General features: G+C 71.1%; 15 protein-coding genes and 2 pseudogenes. 3 read left to right on the top strand and 14 right to left on the bottom strand.

What is annotated here, in order from left to right; all coding sequences use genetic code 11:
• Positions 1 to 481: 481 nt before the first annotated feature.
• From NOD94_RS32265 to NOD94_RS32210, 12 genes are all read right to left on the bottom strand, one after another.
• Positions 482 to 1,261: a TIGR03936 family radical SAM-associated protein gene (locus tag NOD94_RS32265; RefSeq protein ID WP_281209723.1), complete on the bottom strand. Its 780-nt coding sequence runs from the start codon at positions 1,259 to 1,261 to the stop codon at positions 482 to 484.
• 127 nt (positions 1,262 to 1,388) lie between these two features.
• Positions 1,389 to 2,522, bottom strand: a complete 1,134-nt coding sequence (locus NOD94_RS32260) for a hypothetical protein (RefSeq protein ID WP_281209722.1) — start codon at positions 2,520 to 2,522, stop codon at positions 1,389 to 1,391.
• A gap of 117 nt (positions 2,523 to 2,639) precedes the next feature.
• Positions 2,640 to 4,565 carry a TIGR03960 family B12-binding radical SAM protein gene (locus tag NOD94_RS32255; protein ID WP_281209721.1) on the bottom strand — a complete coding sequence of 642 codons (1,926 nt, stop codon included), beginning with the start codon at positions 4,563 to 4,565 and terminating at the stop codon, positions 2,640 to 2,642.
• Positions 4,566 to 4,637: 72 nt separating this feature from the next.
• The gene (locus NOD94_RS32250; RefSeq protein WP_281209720.1) at positions 4,638 to 6,245 is read right to left on the bottom strand and encodes a CYTH and CHAD domain-containing protein; all 1,608 of its coding nucleotides are present in this window, start codon (positions 6,243 to 6,245) and stop codon (positions 4,638 to 4,640) included.
• A 122-nt stretch (positions 6,246 to 6,367) separates the two neighbouring features.
• Positions 6,368 to 7,567: a rod shape-determining protein RodA gene (gene rodA, locus NOD94_RS32245; RefSeq protein WP_281209719.1), complete on the bottom strand. Its 1,200-nt coding sequence runs from the start codon at positions 7,565 to 7,567 to the stop codon at positions 6,368 to 6,370.
• A gap of 19 nt (positions 7,568 to 7,586) precedes the next feature.
• The gene (gene mrdA / locus NOD94_RS32240) at positions 7,587 to 9,767 is read right to left on the bottom strand and encodes a penicillin-binding protein 2 (protein ID WP_281209718.1); all 2,181 of its coding nucleotides are present in this window, start codon (positions 9,765 to 9,767) and stop codon (positions 7,587 to 7,589) included.
• Positions 9,768 to 9,780: 13 nt separating this feature from the next.
• On the bottom strand, positions 9,781 to 10,485 hold the full coding sequence (gene mreD, locus NOD94_RS32235; RefSeq protein ID WP_281209717.1) for a rod shape-determining protein MreD: 705 nt from the start codon (positions 10,483 to 10,485) through the stop codon (positions 9,781 to 9,783).
• 12 nt (positions 10,486 to 10,497) lie between these two features.
• A complete protein-coding gene (gene mreC, locus NOD94_RS32230; protein WP_281209716.1) occupies positions 10,498 to 11,439 on the bottom strand; it encodes a rod shape-determining protein MreC in 942 nt (313 codons plus the stop codon).
• Between the two features lie 167 nt (positions 11,440 to 11,606).
• Positions 11,607 to 12,626, bottom strand: coding sequence for a rod shape-determining protein (locus NOD94_RS32225; protein WP_008738981.1), 1,020 nt, complete (start codon positions 12,624 to 12,626; stop codon positions 11,607 to 11,609).
• 296 nt (positions 12,627 to 12,922) lie between these two features.
• Entirely contained in the window at positions 12,923 to 13,333 is a 411-nt protein-coding gene (gene ndk, locus NOD94_RS32220; protein WP_281209715.1) for a nucleoside-diphosphate kinase, read from the bottom strand.
• 65 nt (positions 13,334 to 13,398) lie between these two features.
• Positions 13,399 to 13,755 (bottom strand): DUF4233 domain-containing protein, encoded by a 357-nt coding sequence (locus tag NOD94_RS32215; RefSeq protein WP_281209714.1) that lies wholly within the window; start codon positions 13,753 to 13,755, stop codon positions 13,399 to 13,401.
• Positions 13,756 to 13,762: 7 nt separating this feature from the next.
• Entirely contained in the window at positions 13,763 to 15,283 is a 1,521-nt protein-coding gene (locus NOD94_RS32210; protein ID WP_281209713.1) for a folylpolyglutamate synthase/dihydrofolate synthase family protein, read from the bottom strand.
• Positions 15,284 to 15,401: 118 nt separating this feature from the next.
• On the opposite strand from NOD94_RS32210, the gene NOD94_RS32205 reads away from it, so the two are divergent.
• Positions 15,402 to 16,451 carry a rod shape-determining protein gene (locus NOD94_RS32205; protein WP_281209712.1) on the top strand — a complete coding sequence of 350 codons (1,050 nt, stop codon included), beginning with the start codon at positions 15,402 to 15,404 and terminating at the stop codon, positions 16,449 to 16,451.
• A 51-nt stretch (positions 16,452 to 16,502) separates the two neighbouring features.
• Here NOD94_RS32205 and NOD94_RS32200 read toward each other — a convergent pair whose 3' ends face one another.
• Complete coding sequence (locus tag NOD94_RS32200; protein ID WP_281209711.1) at positions 16,503 to 17,654, bottom strand: histidine kinase; 1,152 nt, start codon at positions 17,652 to 17,654, stop codon at positions 16,503 to 16,505.
• Between the two features lie 152 nt (positions 17,655 to 17,806).
• Between NOD94_RS32200 and NOD94_RS32195 the strand changes: the two are divergent.
• A pseudogene (locus tag NOD94_RS32195) lies at positions 17,807 to 18,064 on the top strand (vitamin K epoxide reductase family protein); the annotation flags it as partial.
• Positions 18,065 to 18,127: 63 nt separating this feature from the next.
• On the opposite strand, the pseudogene NOD94_RS32190 reads toward NOD94_RS32195, so the two are convergent.
• Positions 18,128 to 18,883 (bottom strand): annotated as a pseudogene (locus NOD94_RS32190) (class I tRNA ligase family protein); the annotation flags it as partial.
• Between the two features lie 329 nt (positions 18,884 to 19,212).
• On the opposite strand from NOD94_RS32190, the gene NOD94_RS32185 reads away from it, so the two are divergent.
• Positions 19,213 to 20,217: a hypothetical protein gene (locus NOD94_RS32185; protein WP_281209710.1), complete on the top strand. Its 1,005-nt coding sequence runs from the start codon at positions 19,213 to 19,215 to the stop codon at positions 20,215 to 20,217.
• Positions 20,218 to 20,321 lie beyond the last annotated feature (104 nt).

Genomic DNA, 20,321 nt, shown 5'->3' with positions numbered 1-20,321 from the left:
GGGCCGCAAGCTGGTGTTCGCCCACTACTTCACCCCGTACCCGCTCTCCCTGGACAACGCGAGCGCCGACGGCGACTCTCGACCACGGGCGCGGGGGCCGCGGCGGCGGGGGTTTCGGTGGCCGCGACGACGCCGCCGGGCGGGCCGGCGGGCCGGGAAGCGGCGCGGCGACGCCTGCGCGGGGGCAGGTTGTCGCTGGGGCTGCCACTGTCGGCAGCGGGGGTGTTCTCGTTTTCGGTGTTGAGCATGCGGGGTTCTCCCGTCACGCTCCCGGGCGCCGCGGCTGACGTCCGGTCCGGCACGGCCGCCGCGTAATGAGCGCGGAGCCGGCCTCCGGGGCGCGTTCGCCACACGGGAGCTGTAGTCCATGGCCGCCGGTTCCGTACGTGTTGTCCGTACGGCCTGGCGGAAGTCTTCAGGTCAATGCGCTGCCCGACCCAGGTGGCTCCCGAGTGCCAGGGCTGCGCGACGACGACGATCCCTACGCGGCGGGACCTTCCGGCGCCTTCGCGTCGGTCGTTACGGCGGCCGTGGGTGGGGCGGCCGTGACGGCCTCGCGGTCGGGCGCGAGCGGGTCGGTCACCGTGCCGGACTCCTCGTCGAAGAGCCCCTGCGCCAGCCTGGTCACCGCTGCGGGGACCGGCGGCGCGAGGTCGGCCACAGCGTGGAGACCGGACAGGACGTCGTCGGGTCGCACGGCAGGTGTCAAATGCCGAACAACCAGCCGCAGTATCGCACAAGCATTGTCCAGCGGCCTATCAGCCTGAGCCGGAAGTGCTTCGAGGCTGACCACGGCCCCGCGGGTGTCGAAGGTACGCACGCCGTTCTTGGTGCGGCGCTGGACCTCCACGGCCTCGGCCGCGAGGAAGGTCGCCACGGCCCGTTCGGCGTCCGCGGGCTCCACGCCCTCCAGGCGCAGTTCCCACACGGAGGCCGTCAGCCGGTCGGCGAGGCCCGAGGTGCGGGCCTCGACGGCGTCGATGATGTCGAGCCCGGTGGGCATGGACTCGTCGAGCAGCGCACGGAGTTTTTCGGGGTCCCGGGAGGCCGCGAGCGCGATCTCCAGGTATTCGGCCTCGCTGCCGGTACCGGTCGGTGCGGCGTTCGCGTACGAGACGCGGGGGTGCGGGGTGAAGCCGGCCGAGTACGCCATGGGCACCTCCGCGCGGCGCAGTGCCCGCTCGAAGGCTCGCTGGAAGTCTCGGTGACTGGTGAACCGGAGGCGGCCACGCTTGGTGTAACGCAGTCGAATGCGCTGCACCACCGGTGCGGGAGGCGGGCCTTCGGGCTGTCGCTTGCCCAGTGGTTCTTCTCCTTGTGCGGGGCGTCGCGGCTCGCACGTCGCCCTGAGTGTCTGTGGGGCCTGCCGGCCACGCCCTGCCTCCGGCTCACCCCTGCGTCTTGCGCAGGGAGATCTCGGGAGCGGGCGCGTTGCCTGCGGCTTTCGTACTACCCAGAGTACGCGCCCGTGACCTCACCGGTTCCCCGGGAGGAGTACCGAACAGCAGGCGGCGCACCTCGTCGCGGGCCTCCCGCACCGCGGTGCGGGATGTGCGCCACACGGCGCGGAGGGCGTGACCGGCCGGTGTGGCGACGTGGCGGTGGACCCAGGCGCAGGGGCGGGCGACACAGCCGCGCCACAACCACAGCAGTCCGCGGCCGAGTGCGCGGCTGATCCGCCCGGCGAGTCGCCAGGCGGAGACGAGGAGCTGTCCGAGGGGAGCCAGCAGGTAGCGGTACAGGTTCCGGCCGACCGGGGCGAGCAGGTACCGGTACGTCGCGGTGCCGATCGGAACCAGGACGTACCGCCACAGGGCCACCCACGGCCAACACAACAGGCCCAGCAGCAACCACTTCGACACCAGGCCGACGCCCCGGGCCAGCCACGCGATCCCGTGCCCGAGCGGAGTCAGGACGTACCGCCACAAACCGACCCACGGCCACACGAAGACCGCGGCGAACGCCCTCGGCAGGAACCAGCGCAGCCCGTGCCCGAGAGGGGTCAGCAGGTACCGGTACAGTCCGCCCGCCGCCGGGGCCAGCAGGTGGCGGTGGACTGCGGTGACCAGCAGGACCAGGCCCCGACCGAGGGGCGCGAGTACGTACTGCCCGAGGGCGAGGACCGCCCGTACGAGTCCGCGCCCGAGCGGGGCGAGCAGGTACCGGTGGACGGCGGCAGCCACCGGCACGAGGACGTACCGCCACAGCCCCACCCACGGCCAATGGAAGAGGCCCAGCAGCAACCACTTCACCACCAGGGCGACACCTTGGGCCAGCCACGCGATCCCGTGCCCGAGGGGGGTCAGGACGTACCGGTACAGGCCGGAGAACAGCCGGGCCACGGCCGCGCCGACCGGGCGCAGGGCCCGCCGGTGGGTGGTGCGCGCGGCGAGGACGAGCAGGTCCCAGATCAGCCGTACGGGTAGGACGACCAGCACGGCGACGATCTTCACGGGGACCCGCAGCACCCCCACCAAACACCCTTCGCCGCCGGGCACGTGCTGTGGCTTCTCGGTATCCATGCCCTGAAGGACACACCACGGGTCCGAGCCGTTGCGGCACGGGGCCACAAAGCAACGTGCCCCCACCATTTCCGGTGGGGGCACGTCAGGCGCTTCGGCGGCCGGATCGGCCGGGGGTCACTTCACGACCGTGAGTGGAAGCAGCTTCTTGCCCGTCGGTCCGATCTGGATGTCCAAGTCGAGCTGCGGGCACACGCCGCAGTCGAAGCACGGGGTCCAGCGGCAGTCCTCGACCTCGGTCTCGTCGAGGGCGTCCTGCCAGTCCTCCCAGAGCCAGTCCTTGTCGAGGCCGGAGTCCAGGTGGTCCCAGGGCAGGACTTCCTCGTACGTGCGTTCGCGGGTGGTGTACCAGGCCACATCCACGCCGTACGCGGGCAGCGTCTTCTCGGCGGCCTCCATCCAGCGGTCGTACGAGAAGTGCTCGCGCCAGCCGTCGAAGCGGCCGCCGGACTCGTACACGGCGCGGATGACGTCGCCGATGCGGCGGTCGCCGCGCGAGAGGAGGCCCTCGACGATGCCCGGCTTGCCGTCGTGGTAGCGGAAGCCGATGGAGCGGCCGTACTTCTTGTCGCCCCGGAGCTTGTCGCGGAGCTTGCCGAGGCGGGCGTCCGTGTCCTCGGCGGACAGCTGCGGCGCCCACTGGAACGGGGTGTGCGGCTTGGGCACGAACCCGCCGATGGACACCGTGCAGCGGATGTCGTTCTGCCCGGAGACCTCGCGGCCCTTGGCGATGACGTTCACCGCCATGTCACCGATCTGGAGGACGTCCTCGTCGGTCTCGGTCGGCAGGCCGACCATGAAGTACAGCTTCACCTGGCGCCAGCCGTTGCCGTACGCGGTGGCGACGGTCCGGATCAGGTCCTCTTCCGAGACCATCTTGTTGATGACCTTGCGCATGCGCTCGGAGCCGCCCTCGGGGGCGAAGGTGAGACCCGAGCGGCGGCCGTTGCGGGTCAGCTCGTTGGCCAGGTCCACGTTGAACGCGTCCACGCGGGTCGACGGGAGGGACAGACCCACCTTGTCGTCCGAGTAGCGGTCCGCGAGGCCCTTGGCGATGTCGGCGATCTCGGTGTGGTCGGCCGAGGACAGCGACAGCAGGCCGACCTCCTCGAAGCCGGTCGCCTTCAGGCCCTTCTCGACCATTTCGCCGATGCCGGTGATGCTTCGCTCCCGCACGGGGCGCGTGATCATGCCGGCCTGGCAGAAACGGCAGCCGCGGGTGCAACCGCGGAAGATCTCCACGGACATCCGCTCGTGGACGGTCTCGGCGAGCGGGACCAGGGGCTGCTTGGGGTACGGCCACTCGTCGAGGTCCATGACGGTGTGCTTGGACACGCGCCACGGCACGCCGGAGCGGTTCGGCACGACACGGCCGATGCGGCCGTCCGGCAGGTACTCGACGTCGTAGAAGCCCGGGACGTACACACCGCCGGTCTTGGCGAGGCGGAGCAGGACCTCCTCGCGGCCGCCCGGGCGGCCCTCGGCCTTCCACGCGCGGATGATCTCGGTCATGTCGAGGACGGCCTGCTCGCCGTCGCCGATGACGGCGCAGTCGATGAACTCCGCGATCGGCTCGGGGTTGAAGGCCGCGTGGCCGCCCGCGAGGACGATCGGGTGGTCGATCGTGCGGTTCCTGGCCTCCAGCGGGATGCCCGCGAGGTCCAGGGCCGTCAGCATGTTGGTGTAGCCGAGCTCGGTGGAGAACGACAGTCCGAAGACGTCGAAGGAGCCGACCGGGCGGTGGCTGTCCACGGTGAACTGCGGGACCTTGTGCTCGCGCATCAGCTCTTCGAGGTCCGGCCACACGGAGTAGGTGCGCTCCGCGAGGACGCCCTCCCGCTCGTTCAGCACCTCGTAGAGGATCATGACGCCCTGGTTGGGCAGCCCGACCTCGTACGCGTCCGGGTACATGAGCGCCCAGCGGACGTCCGCGCTCTCCCACGGCTTCACCGTGGAGTTGAGCTCACCACCGACGTACTGGATGGGCTTCTGCACATGCGGGAGCAGAGCTTCGAGCTGTGGGAAGACCGACTCGGACATCACGCGACTTTCGTGAAGCGGGCAGGGGGCGACTCTCAAGCGTACCCCGAGGGCCGCCACGCCCTGCCCACATGATCACTTGAGTGCGGACCGGAGCTTCGGGTCGCGCGCTTCGGCCCAGACGTCCGGGAGTTCCCGTTCGAGGCGCTCGGCGTACGCCTCCTCGCGGGCGTACAGCAGGCCCCAGGTGAAGGACGCCTCGCTCGCGCCCGCCGCCTGCGCGGCGATGGCGCGCAGCGCCTCCCGGGAGACCACGCTGTCCTGGTGTTCGCCGAGCAGGGTCTGTACGGACTGGGCGGCCTTCGACATCCGCTTCGCCGGCTTGCCGAGCGCCGCCCGGGCGGCGTCGGCCGCGTACCGGGCCCGCTTGGCGGCCTTGCGGGCGCCGTGCAGCGCCACGTCTCGGTCCTTGCCCGGTTCCATCGCCAGGGCGTGTTCGACGCGGCCCGCGAGTCGCTCGTCGTCGTGCAGGATCCCCTCGGGCAGGACGCTTTCGGCGGGCCGGGCGGCGGCCTTGAGCAGCGGGGGGTCCGCCAGCACGGCGTCGAGGGTGTCGAGCAGGCCCGCGTACCAGGCGCTGTCGAGTGCGGCGAAGGCCTGGTCGCGGGAGGCTCGGCGGCGTTCGGTGTCCCAGGTCCGCAGCCGGTCGGTGACCGGGCCGAGCCGCAGGTCGGCGGGGAGCTCGTCGAGCCGGGAGCGCAGTCGCCGCGCCAGTACCTCCTGGTCGCGGTCGACGCCGAGTTCGGCGGCCAGTCGGCGCAGCTGTTCGCCGAGCGGGTCGGTGACCTCGCGGTCCAGGACCTTGCCGTAGCTCTTGAAGGCGCTGCGCAGTCGGCGGGTGGCGACGCGCATCTGGTGCACGGAGTCCGGGAGGTCGCGGCGGACGGCGGGGTCCTGAGCCACGAGGGTGTCGCGCTGGGCGCGCAGGTACGCGAGGACGTGCGCGCCGGCCGATCCGTCGGCGGGTTCCGTGCCGGGCGGGGCGGGCGGTGCGGCGCCGGTGTCGGCGAGGGCGCGGGCCAGTTTCGAGGGGGCGTCGGAGACCTTGAGTCCGGCCTCTCCGAAGGTCTTCTCGACGGCGTCCAGGAGCGCGGGGTCCGTCCCGTCGGCGAGTTCGACCTCGACCTCGGTCCACTCGGCTGTGGCGGTGCCCCGCTCGGCGAGGACGGCGTCGGTGGCCAGTTCGGCGAGCAGTTGCCCCTCGGCGTCGAGCAGGTGGACCACGTCGCGGGAGGTGACCAGTCGGACCTGCGGTTCGAGTGGCTGTCGCCGGGTCCGGGAGCGGACGAGGGCGGCCAGGGCGCCGGGCACGGCGTCGGAGCCTCCCTCGGGGTCGGTGAGCGGGGCGTGGACCTCGTCGCGGACTCCCGGGGAGACGGGCAGTTTGAGGTGCCAGCCCGCGTCCTCGCCGCCCGTTCGGCGCCGCAGGGTGACCCCGCCGGCGGCGAGCCGGTGGTCGGTGGTGTCGTAGTAGACGGCATCGAGGAGGACGGTGCCCCGGTCCCGGGTCTCCGCGATCCCGGCGGTGCCGGTCAGGTCCGGGACGCGGGCCGGGTCCGCCCCGGACTTCGCGCGCTTGCCCGCCTTGGCGCCCTTCCGGGGCTTGGCGTCCTTCCCGGGCTTCCCGGCCTTGCCGGGCGCGAACTCGAATTTCCGCTCGATCTCACGCTTGCTGTCCGCCATGAACCGAATCTAGACCGGTTCGGGCCGCGGCGGGAGGGCGCCACGACCGGCCGGAGGCGGGCCGGGAACGTCCCGACCCGCCTCCGGCCCCGCCGTGGGGCCCTGTTCGATCCCGCCCGCCGTCAGGCCGAGAGGGGCCGTTGCACCCGGATGGATTGGAGCAGGCCCACCGCGATCCACACGGCGAACATCGAGGATCCTCCGTAGGAAACGAAGGGCAGCGGCAGGCCGGCCACCGGCATGATGCCGAGGGTCATGCCGATGTTCTCGAAGGACTGGAAGGCGAACCAGGCGATGATCCCGGCGCAGACGATCGTCCCGTACAGCTCGGTGGTCTCGCGGGCGATCATGCAGGCGCGCCACAGCACGATGCCCAGCAGTACGAGGATCAGCCCGGCCCCGAGGAAGCCCAGCTCCTCCCCCGCGACCGTGAAGACGAAGTCGGTCTGCTGCTCGGGCACGAACTGGCCGGTGGTCTGGGAGCCCTTGAAGAGGCCCGATCCGGTCAGTCCGCCGGAGCCGATCGCGATGCGGGCCTGGTTGGTGTTGTAGCCGACGCCCGCCGGGTCGAGTTCGGGGTTGGCGAAGGCCGCGAAGCGGTTGATCTGGTACTCGTCGAGGACGCCGAGCTGCCAGATCAGGATCGCCCCGCCCGCGCCGGAGCCGATCAGGCCCAGCACCCAGCGGTTGGAGGCGCCGGAGCCCAGCAGTACGCCGAGCACGATGACGACCATGACCATGACGGAGCCGAGGTCGGGCATCAGCATGACGATGCCCATCGGGGCGGCGGCCAGGCACAGCGCCTTGACGACGGTGCGGTGGTCGGGGTGGGCGAGGTCTCCCGCGTCCACCCGGGTCGCGAGCAGCACCGCCATGCCCAGGATGATCGTGATCTTCACGAACTCGGAGGGCTGGAGGGAGAAGCCGCCGCCGATCACGATCCACGCGTGGGCGCCGTTGATGGTGGCGCCCAGCGGGGTGAGCACCGCGATGATCAGGACCAGTGAGAGCCCGTACAGGACCGGTACGGCGCCGCGCAGGGTGCGGTGCCCGAGCCAGATGGTGCCGATCATCAGCACGAGGCCGATGCCGGTGTTCATGGCGTGCCGGAACAGGAAGTAGTACGGGTCCCCCTGGTTCAGCTGGGTCCGGTTGCGGGTGGCCGACCACACCAGCAGGGCGCCGATGAAGGACAGGGCGAGCGCGGACAGGAGTATCGGCCAGTCGAGCCGGCGCACGACGGAGTCGCGGGCGGTGAGCTTGGCCACCGTCCCGCGCTCGGGCGCGTACCGGGAGACGGAGAACTTGTTGGCGGTCTGCATGTCGTGCGGTCCTCGGTCCTCAGTCCTGGTGCTTGGGGGGTGCGGCGGGGGGCCCGGCGAGTGCGGGCGGTGCCAGCTCCTCCGGGGACGGCGGCACGTAGGGCTTGATCTCGGGGGCCTCGATGGAGCCGTCCGGGTTGACCCTGGGCAGTTGTGCCTGCGGCTTCGGCAGCAGGGCCCGCTTCGGGTCCTGGTTGCCGGCCATGTCGAGGCCGTACATGGCGTTGTAGATGTTGCGGACGGCGGGCCCGGAGGCGCCGGAGCCGGTGCCGCCCTGGGAGATCGTCATGACGATGGTGAAGTCGTCGGTGTAGGTCGCCAGCCACGAGGTGGTCTGCTTGCCGTAGACCTGCGCGGTGCCGGTCTTGGCCCGCATCGGGATCTTGTCGAGGGGCCAGCCGCCGAACCGCCAGGCCGCGGTGCCGCCGGGGGCGACGACGGAGCGCAGGCCCTTGTCGAGGTCGTTGATCGTCTTGGCGTCGACGGGCAGCCGGCCGTGGGAGGCGGGCTTGATCATGTCGATGCGCTTGCCGTCGGGGCTGATCACGGCCTTGCCGACGGTGGGGTTGTAGAGGGTGCCGCCGTTGCTGATGGCGGCGTAGGCCGTGGCCATCTGGATGGGGGTGACGAGGACGTCGCCCTGGCCGATGGCGAAGTTGATGCTGTCGAACGCCTTGAGCTGGTTGCCCTCCAGGCAGCTCTCGTAGGCGATCTGCTGGACGTAGGTGCCGCCCTTCTTGCCCTGCTTGCACCAGGAGTCCTTGTTGGCCGCCCAGAAGCTCTTCTTCCACCGGCGGTCGGGGATGCGGCCGGTGACCTCGTTCGGCAGGTCGACCCCGGTCTCCGAGCCGAGCCCGAACTCGCGGGCGGTCCGGTAGAACCAGTCGTGGGCGTCCTTGTTGGGCTTGAGGCCGCCGTCGCGTTGCCATTCCTTGTGGCCGAGGGCGTAGAAGACGGTGTTGCAGGAGAACTTGAGGGCGTCCCCGAGGGTGATGGGGCCGTGGCCCTTGGACTCGAAGTTCGCGAAGCTGCGGCCGCCCAGGCTGTAGGAGCTGCTGCAGTTGTACTTGCCGTCGAAGTCGTAGCCGGCCCGTACGGCCGCGCTCGCCGAGACCACCTTGAAGATGGAGCCGGCGGGTGCCTGGCCCTGGATGGCCCGGTTGAGCAGCGGGTAGTTGGAGCTCTTGCTGGTCAGCCTGGCGTAGTCCGTGCCGGAGATGCCGCCGACCCAGGCGTTCGGGTCGTAGTCGGGCTGGGAGGCCATCGCGACGATGCGGCCGGTCTTGGTCTCCATGACGACGACGGCGCCCGAGTCGGCCTCGTACTTGCGGCCGGTGATCTTGTCGGTCTCGTTGCGGACGGTCTTCATCGCCTGCTGGAGTTCGAACTCGGCGACGGACTGGACCCGCGCGTCGATGCTGGTGACGAGCGTCGACCCGGGGACGCCCGGGTCGGACTTGGTCTGGCCCATGACCCGGCCGAGGTTGTCGACCTCGTACGAGGTGACCTCCGCCTTGCCCCGCAGCTGCGTGTCGTAGGTGCGCTCGATGCCGGAACGGCCGACCTGGTCGGACCGCAGGTGCGGCGAGTCGGTGTCCTTGGCCTTCTGGATCTCCACGTCGGTGACCGGCGAGAGGTAGCCGAGGACCTGGGCGGTGCGGGTCCCGCCGGGGGCGGGGTAGCGGCGGACGGCGGTGGGCTCCGCGGTGATGCCGGGGAAGTCCTCGGGGCGTTCGCGCAGTTGCAGTGCCTGCTGCGTGGTGGCTTCGAGGGTGACCGGGATCGGCTGGTACGGGGAGCCGTTCCAGCAGGGCTTGGGGGTCTCGGAGTCGCAGAGCCGGACCTTGTCCATGACTTCCTTCGGAGCCATGTCCAGGACGCCGGCGAGGCGGGTCATGACGGCCTTGCCCCGGTCCTTCATCTTCATCAGCTTCGTGCGGCTGGCGGAGACGACCAGGCGGGTCTCGTTGTCGGCGAGGGCGATGCCGCGGGCGTCGAGGATCGAACCGCGCACGGCGGGCTGGACGACCCGCTGGACGTGGTTGCTCTTCGCCTCGTGGTAGTACTCCTCGCCGTTGCGGATCTGGAGGTACCACAGGCGTCCGCCGAGGGTGACGAACATGGAGAGGACGAGCACCTGGATGATGACCAGGCGGATCCGCACCCGGGAGGTGCGGCCGGTCTCGGGGATGTTGCTCACGTCCGCTCCCGTCTCACAGTTTCTTGACGCTCTTCACGCTCTTCACTGCCTTGACGCCCTTTATGCGGCCGGCCCGGTTGGCACGGCCCCGTGCGGTCTTCAGGCGCAGGCCGCCGCGCTGGCTGCCGATGCGCAGTCCGGTGCCGCCGGCCAGCCAGCCGCTCGACACGTCGTTGCCCTGGGGCGGTCCGCCGCCCGCTTCGACCGCCATCGGGTCGTTCTCGGCGCGCCGGGCCAGGGCCATGATGAACGGCACCGTGAAGGGCGCGAGGAGCAGGTCGTAGAGGGTGGCGGTGAACACCAGCCCGGTCAGGCCCACGTGCCGGGCGGCGGTGTCGCCGACGAGGGCGCCCACTCCGGCGTACAGCAGGGTCGAGCCGATCGCGGCGGCGACGACGGTGAGCATCGGCCCCCAGGCCGAGCGGAACCGTCCGTTGTCGGGCCGGACCAGGCCGACGAGGTAGCCGATCAGGCACAGCACGAGCGCGTACCGCCCGGCGGCGTGGTCGGCGGGCGGGGCCAGGTCGGTGAGCAGCCCGGCGCCGAAGCCGATGAGGGCGCCGCTGAGGTGCCCGTAGACGAGGGCGAGGGCGACGACGGTCAGGAGGACGAGGTCGGGTACGGCGCCGGGCAGCTGGAGCCGGCCGAGGACGCAGACCTGGACGACGAGGGCGACCACGATGAGGGTGGCCGAGAGCAGGATCCGGTTGAAGCGCATGACGGTCAGCTCCTACTCGTCGGCCGGCTTGCCGGACACGCCGGCGGACGGGGTGACCGTGACCGTGACGGTCGGGGTCGGCTTGGGGGCCTCGGGCTTGGGCGGCAGGACCGTGTCGCGGGGGTCCTCGCGCGGGGGCATGACGACGACGCCGACGATGTCCAGGCGGGAGAAGCCCACGTACGGGCGGATCCACACGGTCCGGGTCAGGTCGCCGCGCGAGGGGTCGACCTTGACGACCTCGCCGATCGGGACGCCGGGCACGAAGGGCTTGTTCCCGCGCGAGCCGAAGGTGACGAGCCGGTCGCCGGGGCTCACCTTGGCCTTGCCGTTGAGCATCTGGACGGAGAGCGCCCGGTCGCCCTGGCCGGTGGCGAAGCCGAGTTCGTTGGTCTTCTCCAGCCGGGTGCCGACGGTGAAGTCGGGGTCGTTGGCGAGGACGACGGTGGCGGTGTCGGGGCCGACGGTGGCGACCCGGCCGACGAGCCCGTCCCCGTTGAGGACGGTCATGTCGCGCTCGATGCCGTCCTTGCTGCCGGCGTCGATGGTGACGGTCCAGGAGAAGCCCTGGGCCGCTCCTATGGCGATGACCTCGGCGCCCTTGATGCCGTACTGGCCGGCGCCGGCGCGCTTGAGCATCTCGTCGAGTTCGCGGATCCGGCTGCGGTTCTGGTCCTCGCTGCCGAGCTTCGCCTTCATCATGCTGTTCTCGCGTTCGAGCGTGGCGATCCGGTTGTGGCGCTCACCGGAGTCGCGCACCGCCCCTATGGCGTTGGCGACCGGGTCCACCGCGGTCGCGACGCCCTTCTCCACCGGGCCGAAGACCGCCGCGGCGGCCTGCCGGGCACCGTCGACCGGAGACTCCTCGCCCGCTCTGATGTCCACCGTGATCAATGCGAACGCGATGGCGATCAGAAGCACCAGGAGCAGCCGGCTCTCTCGTGTGTCCCTCACGTGCGGCGGCCGTGCCTTCCTCGTAGATACCCGTGCGGCGGAGCCGCTCCGGTGGAGCCGGGACTCCGACCGGACTGTGCCTGTATATCAACGATCCGCCGCACCGGCGCGGTAGCACCCGTACGGCGGATCCTTGTGTTCCGCTTGCCCCTTCGACGGGGATCCGGTCATCGTCGGGGCTGGGCGTCCAGGACCTGCTGGAGGGCTTCGAACTCCTCCACGCACTTGCCGGAGCCGAGCGCGACGGAGTCGAGCGGATCCTCCGCGATGTGGATCGGCATGCCCGTCTCGCGGCGCAGCCGCTCGTCGAGGCCGCGCAGCAGGGCGCCGCCTCCGGTCAGGACGATGCCGCGGTCCATGATGTCGCCGGAGAGTTCCGGCGGGCACTTGTCGAGGGTCGTCTTGACCGCGTCGACGATGGCGTTGACCGGCTCCTCGATGGCCTTGCGCACCTCGGCGGCGGAGATGACCACGGTCTTGGGCAGGCCCGAGACGAGGTCGCGGCCGCGGATCTCGGTGTGCTCGTCCTTGTCGAGGTCGTACGCCGACCCGATCGTGATCTTGATCTGTTCGGCGGTGCGCTCGCCGAGGAGGAGCGAGTACTCCTTCTTGATGTGCTGGATGATCGCGTTGTCCAGCTCGTCGCCGGCGACCCGGATGGACTGTGCCGTGACGATTCCGCCGAGGGAGATCACGGCGACCTCGGTGGTGCCGCCGCCGATGTCCACGACCATGTTTCCGGTGGCCTCGTGGACGGGCAGGCCCGAGCCGATGGCGGCGGCCATGGGCTCCTCGATGATGTGCACCTGACGGGCGCCGGCCTGCGTGGACGCCTCGATGACGGCGCGTCGCTCCACTCCGGTGATGCCGGAGGGCACGCAGACCACCACGCGCGGACGGGCCAGGTAGCGGCGCTTGTGGATCTTGAGGATGAAGTACCGGAGCATCCGCTCGGTGATCTCGAAGTCGGCGATCACGCCGTCCTTGAGGGGCCGTACGGCGACGATGTTGCCGGGCGTCCGGCCGATCATCTTCTTCGCCTCGGAGCCGACCGCCAGGATGCCACCGGTGTTCGTGTTGATGGCGACCACGGACGGCTCGTTCAGGACGATTCCCCGGCCCCTCACGTACACCAGCGTGTTGGCGGTCCCGAGGTCGATCGCCATGTCACGGCCGATGAACGACATAGTGTTCCCCTTGTTCCCCATGAGGAGCGTCTGGCCTTCCAGTTGATAGCGGCTGCTGTCAGGTCGGCGAGGTGGGTGTGTGGGTGGAGGCCCCATCGTAGTGCCGCAAGTACGGACACCGCGCGACGGGACTCCGGCAATCCCGCCGGAACGGATACCCGTCCCCTTAGTGGTGACGTCGCGTCCTGTCCATGCGTTCCCCGAAGGGCCCGGTAATACCGAAGGGCGACCGAAATTACTTCGGTCGCCCCAGGTCGTGAGCGCTATTCGGCTGATGTCTCGTCAGGAAAGAGTATTCAGAGCGCGGGGAAGAACAGCTTCAGTTCCCGCTCCGCGGACTCCTCGGAATCCGACGCGTGGATCAGGTTCTCCCGGGTGATGCTCCCGAAGTCACCACGGATGGAGCCGGGCGCGGCGGCGATCGGGTCGGTGGGTCCGGCCAGCTGGCGGACTCCCTCGATCACGCGTTCCCCTTCGACCACCAGGGCGACGACCGGACCGCTCGACATGAAGCCCATGAGCGGCTCGTAGAAGGGCTTGCCCTTGTGCTCGCCGTAGTGGGTCTCCAGCGTTTCGGCGTCCAGCGTGCGCAGCTCCAGCGCGGGGATGGTCCAGCCGGCCTTGCGCTCGATGCGGCCGACGATCTCGCCGATCAGGCCGCGGCGAACGGCGTCGGGCTTGAGCAGGACGAGCGTGCGCTGGGTCATGGTGGGAACTCCTTGCGGCATACGGGTGCGGTAGGGCGAATCTACAGGGCCATCACGGTGAACCGTCACGCAGCGTCAGGAGCGGCCGCTTCCGCCTGCTCGGCCCAGCGGGCCTTGATGGCGTCGATCCGCCGGCCGTAGTGCACCGAGCACCACCACAGGGCGGCGAAGGCCGCGCCCAGGAAGAACATCGTCGGCACCACGAATCCACTGGCGATCAGTCCGACCTGGAGCGCCCAGCCGAGCTGTACGGCGCCCGGGCGCGAGAGCATCCCGCACAGCAGCACGGACAGCAGCATGGTCACGCCGCAGACCGTCCACACCTGGGCCTGGGTCAGGTCCGGGTTCTTCATGGCCACCAGGCCCGCGAAGCCGACGATGAAGAACTCACCGATCAGCGTGCTCGCGCAGAGCGTGCGCATCGATCCCTCAGCCTCTCTTGAACAGCAGGCGGGCCTCGCCCACCGTGATCACGGAACCGGTCACCAGGACCCCGGCCCCTCCGTACTCGGCCTCTTCCTCCGCCAGGGTGACGGCGGCCTCCAGCGCGTCGTCGAGCCGCGGCTCCACCTGCACCCGGTCGGCGCCGAAGACCTCGACCGCGACGGCCGCCAGCTCGTCCGCGCCCATCGCCCGGTGGCTGGTGTTCTCCGTGACGACGACCTCCGCGAAGATCGGCTCGAAGGCCTCAAGGACCCCCTTGACGTCCTTGCCCTCGCTCGCGGCCACGACCCCGATGAGCCGGCTGAAGCCGAACGCCTCGGTGACCGCCTCGGCGGTGACCCGCGCGCCCGCCGGGTTGTGCGCGGCGTCCAGCACCACGGTCGGGCTGCGGCGGACGACCTCCATGCGACCCGGCGAGGTCACCGAGGCGAAGGCCTTCCGCACGGTGTCCCCGTCCAGCTCGCGGGCGTGTTCCCCGCCGATCCCGAAGAACGCCTCGACGGCGGCCAGGGCGACGGCCGCGTTGTGCGCCATGTGGGCGCCGTACAGCGGCAGGAAGATGCCGTCGTACTCGCCGCCCACCCCGCGCAGGGTCAGCATCTGGCCGCCGACCGCCACCTCGCGGGCGACGACGCCGAACTCCATGCCCTCGCGGGCCACCGTCGCGTCGACCTCGACGGCCTTCTTCAGCAGCACCTGCGCGGCGTCCACCGGCTGCTGCGCCAGGATGACGGTCGCGTCCTGCTTGATGATGCCGCCCTTCTCCTGGGCGATCTCACCGGGCGTCGTGCCGAGCCGGTCGGTGTGGTCGAGGCTGATGGGGGTGATCACGGCGACCGTGCCGTCGATGACGTTCGTGGCGTCCCAGCTGCCGCCCATGCCGACCTCGACGACGGCCACGTCGACGGGAGCGTCCGCGAAGGCCGCGTACGCCATGCCCGTGAGCACCTCGAAGAACGACAGCCGGTACTCCTCGGCGGCGTCCACCATCTCCACGTACGGCTTCACGTCGTGGTACGTCTCGATGAAGCGCTCGGCGCTGATCGGGGCGCCGTCCAGGCTGATCCGCTCGGTGACCGACTGCACGTGCGGGCTGGTGTAGCGGCCCGTGCGCAGCTCGAAGGCGTTCAGCAGGGCCTCGATCATGCGGGCGGTGGTGGTCTTGCCGTTGGTGCCGGTCAGGTGGATCGACGGGTACGCGCGCTGCGGCTCGCCCAGGACGTCCATCAGCGCGGAGATCCGGCTGACGGACGGCTCCAGCTTGGTCTCGCCCCAGCGGGTGGCCAGCTCCTGCTCCACCTCCAGCAGCGCCTTCGCCACCTCGGGGTCCTCGGGGCGGGACGGCACGGGGTCGCCCTGCGGCGCTCCGGCCTGCGCGCGCAGGGTGCGACTGCCGGCCTCGATCACCGCCAGGTCCGGGTCGCGGTCGGACTCCTCCGCGACTATCTGGTCGAACTCGTCGACGGTGTTGTCTCGGTCGTGGCTCTCGGGCTGCTGGTCACTCACGGACCCCAGTCTACGGACGGGGACCCCGAGGACTTTCGGCCCGGCCGTTTCGGGACCTTCGACGGGGAACGCGACCGGATCGTTATGCAAGCCTTGCGGACAGGAGATTGGGGAACAAATGCCGCAGGCCAGCACCAAAAAGACCGCTTCCAGCCGCGACATAGGAATCGACCTGGGGACCGCCAACACCCTCGTCTACGCCCGGGGCCACGGGATCGTCCTCAATGAGCCGTCCGTGGTGGCGGTCAGGGCGGGCACGACCACGGCGCTCGCCGTCGGTACGGAGGCCAAGGAGACCATCGGCCGCACCCCGGGCTCCATCACCGCGATCCGCCCCCTGCGGGGCGGCGTGATCTGCGACTACGAGGCGGCGGAGGAGATGATCCGACACTTCGTGCGCAAGGCCGTCCCCGGCCGGCGCCCGCGCACCCGCATGGTGATCTGCGTGCCCTCGGGGGTGACCCCGGTCGAACGACGGGCCATCGTGCAGGCCTCCACCCGGGCCGGCGCGAGGTCCGTCCACCTCATCGAGGAACCGATGGCCGCGGCCATCGGCGCGGGACTTCCGGTGGCCGAGGCCCGCGGCTCGATGGTCGTCGACATCGGTGGCGGCACCTCCGAGGTGGCCGTCATCTCGCTGGGCGGCATCGTCACCGCCCGGTCCCTGCGGATCGGCGGCGACCGGCTCGACGCGGCGATCATGGACCACGTGCGCAAGGAGCACTCCCTGCTGATCGGCGAGCGCACCGCCGAGGACGTCAAGGTCGCCATCGGCTCCGCCCGACCCGTCCCGGACCGGCCCGAACTGGAGACCCTCACCTTCACCGTGCGCGGCCGCGAGCGGGTCGGCGGCATGCCCAAGACCCTCGAACTCACCGCCCCCGACGTACGGGCCGCGCTCGACGAACCGGTCGAGGCCATCATCGCCGCCGTCCGCGCCACCCTGGAGGAGTGCCCGCCCGAGCTGTCCGGCGACGTCATGGAACACGGCATCGTCCTCACCGGCGGCGGCGCGCTCCTCCCCGGCCTGGACCTGCGCATCGCCGCCGCGACCGGCATCCCCGTCTTCGTCGCGGACGATCCGCTGGACTGCGTGGCCCTCGGCTCGGGCCGCTGCGTCGAGGACCTGGACACCCTGAACGGCCTGCGGGCCCCGGCCGGGGCCTGACCGACCCGGCGGGCCGCGGGCCCGGGCCGCGACGACCACGGGTTCGCGGCGTCAGGAGCGCGGCAGGGTGGCCACCACCAGGTAGCCGTCGTCCGTACGGGTGGCCGTCAGGGTCCCGCCCAGGCTGCTCACGCGTTCCGACATGCTCGCCGTGCCGGAGCCCGCCGAGACGGGGGCCCGGCCCGGCGTACCGTCCGGGACGCCGTTGCGGACGGCGATGCGCAGCAGCGGGCCCCGCGTGGCGATGGACACCTCGATGGTCTCCCCGCGGGCGTGCTTGGCCGCGTTCGTCAGGCATTCCTGCACCACCCGGTACACCGCCGCCTGCCGCAGCGGCGACAGCCCGTGCACCTCCGGGTCCAGCGTCAGGCGTACGGGCGAGCCCGCCCGGTCGCTCTCCCGCGCCAGCGCGGCGAGCCCCTCCACGCCGGGGGTCGCGTCCCGCTCCCCGCGCTGCACGATGATCTCGTTCAGCACGAGGTGCGCCCGCCGCGCGGTGTCGGCGAGCTCCTCGAAGTCCTTCGCGTGCGCCGTCTGCCGCGCCCGCACCGAGAGCACTTCGGAGCGCACCGTCAGCAGGGTCAGCTCCCGCCCGACGAAGTCGTGGACGTCCCGGGCGACCGACGTCCGCTCCTCCTGGACGGCGTTCGACACCGCCGACTCCGCCTGCCGGGCCTCAAGCTCCCGCACCAGGTCGTGCCGGTAGGCGGCGATGCCCACGGCCGAGGCCAGCACCCCGATCGGCACGACGAGGCTGAGGAAGGAGCTCAGGGTCTGGATCCGCGGCTCGGGCCAGCCCGGAATGCTGAACACCGCGAACGCGAAGGCGACGTAGCCGACGGTGGCCAGGACCCCGGCCCGGCGGCCCCGGTAGCGGCCGACCGAGTACAGCGCGAACTGGATCAGGGTGAGCTCGTGCAGCCAGCCGACGAACAGCAGGGCCGTCACGTACGGGACCCACGGCGCCCGGCGCCGCACCAGCAGGCTCGAACAGCCCACGGCCAGCACGAGGGCGGCCAGCCAACCGTTGAGGGAGTTGTCGGCGGCGGCGAGACCGGGCAGGTCCAGCGCCACCAGGGCCAGGCAGCTCAGGGTCGTGAGGACGTCCAGCGCGCGGGGCGAGGCCGCCCAGCCCTCGGCCCGCCGGCGGCCCGAGGCGGCGACCCGGTGGTACGCCGCGAGGACGACGGGCTTGACGCGCATGCCTCCCATCATCCGTGGTCGGTGTGCCGGGAGCGGATCCGATCCGGGGACATATGAAGTGATATGCGGCACTCCGGTTACCCCCGGGCAGGGCCGGACGGCCCCGCGCACCCGCGACCTTCCGCCCTACCCGGCCGCCCCGGACCCTCGTAGCGTCGGGGGTCGGGGCCGCGGCGGGCTTCGCGTTCACGGTGTGGCTGATCGGCCAGTGCCTGTACGTGATCGGCGCGCTCTGCCCGTGGTGCGTGCTCGTCCGGGCGGTGGTGATCCCGCTGTTCCGGTACGTCACGCGGTACCTGTCCCGGCCCGGCTCCCCGCTGCGGGCCCTCCCCCACCGGCTGGTCCCGCTGACCCTGTACGCGGTCGTCGCCGTACTCGTCCTGGAGCGGTTCGGCACCCGGCTGCTGTGAGGTCCCGGGTACGCGAAGGGCCCCCGTACGGCCTGAAAGCCGTACGGGGGCCCGTCACCGTGCTTACGCGGCGGGCAGCGCGTCCAGCTGGCTCTGGATCCGGGCGATGTCCGCCTCGGCCTTGGCCAGCCGGCCCTTGATCTTGTCCACGACGTTGTCGGGGGCCTTGGCGATGAACGCCTCGTTCCCGAGCTTCGCCTCGGCCTGCTGCTTCTCCTTCTCGGCGAGGCCGAGGTCCTTGGAGAGGCGCTTGCGCTCGGCGGGCACGTCGATGGTGCCCGACAGGTCGAGCGCGACGGTGGCACCGGCGACCGGCAGGGTCGCGGTGGCGCTGAAGGCGTCGCCCTCGGGCTGGAGGCGCAGCAGCTGACGGATGGCACCCTCGTGCGCGGCGAGCGCCGTACCCGACAGGTCCAGGCGGGCCGGAACCTTCTGGCCGTCCTGCAGGCCCTGCTCCTTGCGGAACCGGCGGACCTCGGTGACCACGGCCTGGACGGTCGCGATCTCCGCCTCGGCGGCCTCGTCGCGGAAGCCGCTGTCCTTCGGCCGGTCGGCGATGACGAACGCCTCACGGCCGAGGTCGTGACGGGACTTGCCCTCCTTGGCCAGCTCGCGCTCGACGACGTTCTGCGTCGCGATGCCGGCGTGGTCCATGCCGGGCTGCCACAGGGTCTCGAAGCCTTGCATGCGCTTGCGGCGGGTGAGGGCGTCGATCAGCGTGTGCTCGAAGGCGTGACCCAGGTGCAGGCTGCCCGTGACGTTCGGCGGCGGGATGACGACGGCGAACGGGGGCTTCTCGCTCTTGGCGTCCGCCTCGAAGTAACCGCGCTCTGCCGGCGCTCGTAGAGCTTGCCCTCTACCTCGGCCGGCGCGTACTGGGTCGGCAGTTCGGAGTTGGGGGCACTGGGTGCTGCGTGTTCTCGGTCACGGGGCACAGGATACGGAGGGGTGCCGCCCACGGTACGAATCCATTGCACGACGGGGCCTTCCGTTGACGCGGCCCGTGGCCGGGCCGTCCCCGTGGCCCGTACGGACGTCCCGGCGGCGTCGTGGTTCGGTAACGCCTGGCACCCCGGCGCCCCGACCGGGTCCGCCTTCCGTCAGGATGTGAGGAACGGATAAGCAGCAACCTCACAGGGGGACGCGGGATGAGTTTCAACCAGCCGGGACCATACGGCCAGCAGCCGCAGCAGCCCGGACCGTACGGGCAGCAGCCCCCACAGCAGCCGAACCCGTACGGCGGGCCCGCCCCGCAGCAGCCGGGTTACGGATATCCGCAGCAGGCCCCGCCGCCGCCCGGCGCCCCCTCACAGGGCTACGGCCAGCAGCCCCCGGCCCCGACCCCGCCGGGCTACCCCCAGCAGCCCCCGTCGGCGCCCGGCTACCCGCAGCAGCCGCAGCAGCAGCCCCCGTACGGCTACCAGCAGCCCCAGCAGCCTCCGTACGGCGGCGGGATGCCCCCGCAGGAGACCCCGAAGAAGTCCAGGACGGGCGTCATCATCGGCGTGGTCGTGGCGGTGGCCGTGGTCGCGGGCGGCGGCTGGTACTTCCTGGGCGGCGGCAGCGGCGGTTCGGTCTCCGACGCCACCAAGGGATACAAGCTGGTCGCGCCGGAGACGGTGAACGACTTCAAGAAGAGCACGACGCAGAAGCAGGATCCGTTCACCGACGAGGACCGCAAGGCGGCGGAGGCCGTTGGCATCAAGAACCCGACCGCGGTGGATATGGATTACCGGATCACCGACCCCAACAATCCCCTCGCGGTCAAGGGCCTGAGCTTCAACGGCGTCTACGGCGAGATCGCCGACCCGGAGAAGTCCGTCGACTCCTACTTCGCGGTGTTCCAGCAGAAGGTCGCCAAGGACGGCAAGGGCCAGGTCGAACTGATCGGCAGCCCCAAGGCGATGAGCCCCGCCGGTTTCGACGGAGCCGTCATGAAGTGCCAGGAGATGAAGGCCACGAACACGGACCCTAAGTACAAGGGTCCCAAGGTCATGACAGTCCCGCTCTGCGTCTGGGGTGACTACAGCACCCTGAGCCTCGTCTCGGCCTCCGACGCGATGGCCCTCCTCGCGAGCAAGCCGGGCTACACCCTGGAGCAGAACGCCGAGTTCACGGCCAAGCTCTACAACACCGCCCGCGTCAAGAACTGACGCCGGCCGTCCGCACACACACGAGAAGGGGGGGGGGGGGGGGGGGGGGGGGGGGGGGGGGGGGGGGGGGGGGGGGGGGGGGGGCGGGGGGGGGGGGGGGGGGG

The sequence above is a fragment of the Streptomyces sp. Isolate_45 genome, from assembly GCF_024721315.2.
In the GTDB taxonomy this organism is placed as follows: Bacteria; Actinomycetota; Actinomycetes; order Streptomycetales; family Streptomycetaceae; genus Streptomyces.
This window is presented reverse-complemented; position numbering and strand designations above follow the sequence as displayed.

Coding starts and splice junctions, on each gene's coding strand:
- NOD94_RS32225 (WP_008738981.1), bottom strand. CDS start 12,626: ATGTCGTTCATCGGCCGTGACATGGCGATCGACCTCGGGACCGCCAAC.
- rodA (WP_281209719.1), bottom strand. CDS start 7,567: ATGCAGACCGCCAACAAGTTCTCCGTCTCCCGGTACGCGCCCGAGCGC.
- ndk (WP_281209715.1), bottom strand. CDS start 13,333: ATGACCCAGCGCACGCTCGTCCTGCTCAAGCCCGACGCCGTTCGCCGC.
- NOD94_RS32260 (WP_281209722.1), bottom strand. CDS start 2,522: ATGGATACCGAGAAGCCACAGCACGTGCCCGGCGGCGAAGGGTGTTTG.
- NOD94_RS32205 (WP_281209712.1), top strand. CDS start 15,402: ATGCCGCAGGCCAGCACCAAAAAGACCGCTTCCAGCCGCGACATAGGA.
- NOD94_RS32215 (WP_281209714.1), bottom strand. CDS start 13,755: ATGCGCACGCTCTGCGCGAGCACGCTGATCGGTGAGTTCTTCATCGTC.
- NOD94_RS32200 (WP_281209711.1), bottom strand. CDS start 17,654: ATGCGCGTCAAGCCCGTCGTCCTCGCGGCGTACCACCGGGTCGCCGCC.
- NOD94_RS32185 (WP_281209710.1), top strand. CDS start 19,213: ATGAGTTTCAACCAGCCGGGACCATACGGCCAGCAGCCGCAGCAGCCC.
- mreD (WP_281209717.1), bottom strand. CDS start 10,485: ATGCGCTTCAACCGGATCCTGCTCTCGGCCACCCTCATCGTGGTCGCC.
- NOD94_RS32250 (WP_281209720.1), bottom strand. CDS start 6,245: ATGGCGGACAGCAAGCGTGAGATCGAGCGGAAATTCGAGTTCGCGCCC.